This window comes from Micromonospora sp. NPDC002575 (assembly GCF_042889525.1).
GTDB lineage: Bacteria > Actinomycetota > Actinomycetes > Mycobacteriales > Micromonosporaceae > Micromonospora > Micromonospora carbonacea.
Genome location: NZ_JBIARA010000059.1, coordinates 1 through 2,402 on the forward strand (window position 1 = coordinate 1; position 2,402 = coordinate 2,402).

At 71.8% G+C, this 2,402-nt stretch carries 4 protein-coding genes; all 4 read left to right on the top strand.

Annotated elements, in window-relative coordinates; genetic code table 11:
- The coding region (locus tag ACFYWL_RS31010; RefSeq protein ID WP_386980332.1) for a hypothetical protein at positions 1 to 213 on the top strand (213 nt) is incomplete at its 5' end.
- Positions 213 to 719 (top strand): hypothetical protein, encoded by a 507-nt coding sequence (locus ACFYWL_RS31015; RefSeq protein WP_386980335.1) that lies wholly within the window; start codon positions 213 to 215, stop codon positions 717 to 719. The genes ACFYWL_RS31010 and ACFYWL_RS31015, both read left to right, overlap by 1 nt.
- 19 nt (positions 720 to 738) lie before the next feature.
- Positions 739 to 1,185, top strand: coding sequence for a hypothetical protein (locus ACFYWL_RS31020; protein ID WP_386980338.1), 447 nt, complete (start codon positions 739 to 741; stop codon positions 1,183 to 1,185).
- Between the two features lie 139 nt (positions 1,186 to 1,324).
- The coding region (locus ACFYWL_RS31025) for a hypothetical protein (protein ID WP_386980341.1) at positions 1,325 to 2,402 on the top strand (1,078 nt) is incomplete at its 3' end.

A 2,402-nucleotide genomic window follows, 5' to 3' on the forward strand; every position in this document is an offset into this window, starting at 1 on the left:
GACGACGTGCGCACCCTGCTGACCCGGGAGGCGACGGGATTCATCGTGTGGATGGACGAGGGCGACGTGCCGGGGCAGACGATGGACGTCTACCCGGTCACGGTCACCTCGCAGGCCAAGGTGCGGGAGCTGGACGCAGCGGCACAGATCATGGCCCAGTTCGCGATGACGTCCGAGCCTGCGGAGAACGTGACGATCCCGGCAGCGTCCTGATGACTGGATCGGTGCAGATCCTGGGCACGGGCCAGCTGGTGGAGCTGTCGCGGCGTCTGCGTGCGGCGGGCGGGCCGCGGCTGCGGCGCAACACCGCCCGCCGTATCCGCCGTGCGGCCGAGCCCCTGCACAAGGATCTGCAGCGCGCCATCCGCACGGTTCAGTTGCCGGGCCCGGGCCGCGGTGTGCGGGGCGGCCCGTCGCCGACAACTCGGCCTCTGCGCGCAACACTGGCGGGTGCGGTGCGGATCAGTGTCCGGCAGGGCGCGAGTCCGGGCGCCCGCGTGTGGATTGACCGCTCCCTGCTGCCTGCGGACCTGCGGAACATGCCGTGGGTGATCGAGACCGGCCGAGTGCGACACCCCGTGTTCGGCAATCGCAAGCGGTGGGCCACGCAGTGGGCCCGGCCCGCCGGCTGGTGGTCGCGCACGGTACAGGCCGGTACGCCGCGGATGCGGGCCGAGGTGGCGCGGGTGCTGGACGACGTCCGCCGCGACCTCCAATGAGAGAGACCAGGGACCAGGGATGATCATTTCCTACACGCGGGACGACGGCACGACCGAGCGAGTGTCGACCGATGACCTGTCGGCGATCGAGGCGGCCTCCATCGAGGAGGCCATGGGGGACCTGCCGTGGCGTGCCGTCGAGGACCGGCTGCGCGGCCAGGACCCCACCGCGATGCGGGCCGTGCTGTGGGCGGTGCGCCGCCGCGACACACCGGGCCTGGCGTTCGCCGAGTTCGATGTGCCGGGCTGGCGGCGCCGCCTGTCGGCGCGCATCGAACGCAGCGAGATCGACGAGGTGCTGACGAACATCATGAGCGAGGCGCTCGGCAAGGGCGAGGACTCCTCCATCGACGTGATGCTGCCGCACCTGCGCAAGCTCGCCGTCGACCGCGCCGATGTGGACGCCGCGCTCGACGCTCTGGGAAAAGGCCACTTGGTTCGGGCCCGCCCGGACTCCGGGGCCTGATCTACGCGTACGAGCCACTGCTGATGCACTACCTGCACATGCAGCCGTCAGAAGTCGACGCGCTGACCGTCGACCGGTTCCTGCGCCTGGTCGCCTGGATCGACCAGCACACAGCCAGCCGCTGACGAGAGGGTGAGCCGTGACGCGCCTGCTCTTCACCCTCGCGGGACGCGACGATCTGTCCCGGGTCATGAACGGGACCGCCGACTCGGCGGACCGGCTGCGGTTGCGGCTGGCCGGCATCAACGCGGACGCCGACGGCAACCTGCGCGACCTGCAAGGCCGCTTCCTGTCCCTGGCCGATGCGCAGCGCCTCGTCGATGACCGGGCCGCTCAGGTCCGCGGACGCTTCGACGATCTGTCGCAGGCGTCCGGACGGCTGGGCGAGGCGCTGCGGGCGAACCTGGTCTCGCTCGCCCCCGCGGCTATCCCGGCGGTGGCGGGGCTGGCCGGCTCGGCGGCCGCGCTCGCCGCGCAGCTCGGGGCTGTCGCGCTGGCCGCGGGCGCCTACGCGCTCGCGGTGGGCCCGCAGATCGGCGCCATCAGCGAGGCGGCCGAGGCGCACGACGCGTGGCAGGACGCGGTGTCGGCGAGTGGGGCCGCCTCGCAGGAGGCAGCACAGGCACAGGCTGAGTACCAGCGGCAGCTGGAGGCCCTGCCCCGCCCCACGCGCGAGGCCGCCGCCGCGGTGGGCCTGCTGAAGGACAGCTACCAGGAGTGGTCCGACTCTCTGTCCGGTGACGTGATGGGCCCGTTCACCAAGGGTGTGGCTGTCACCAATGCGCTGCTGCCCAAGACGAGCGGTCTCGTCAGGGACGCGTCGGGCCAGTTCGACCGGCTGATCACCCTCGTGGGCGGCGCCGTCTCGACGCCCGGGTTCGACGCGCTCGCCGAGCGGGTGACGGCGTTCTCCGAGCGGACCATGCGCGACGCCGTCGACGGGCTGACGGAGTTCCTGGCCAAGGCTCAGTCTGGGCAGCTCGACAACAGCGGCCTGTCGCGGTGGATGGACTACGCCGCCGAGAACGGGCCCGTGGTGTGGGACACCCTGGAGAACGTCGCCGAGGCGCTCCTGCACGTCCTGGAGGCCGGGTCCGGTGTCGGCGTCGGCATGCTCGAAGTGATCAACGCCTTGTCGGGTGTGGTGTCCGCGGTCCCGCCCGACGCGATCGCGACGCTGCTGCAGCTGGCCATCGCCATCAAGGCCGTAAAGCTGG

Coding starts and splice junctions, on each gene's coding strand:
- ACFYWL_RS31015 (WP_386980335.1), top strand. CDS start 213: ATGACTGGATCGGTGCAGATCCTGGGCACGGGCCAGCTGGTGGAGCTG.
- ACFYWL_RS31020 (WP_386980338.1), top strand. CDS start 739: ATGATCATTTCCTACACGCGGGACGACGGCACGACCGAGCGAGTGTCG.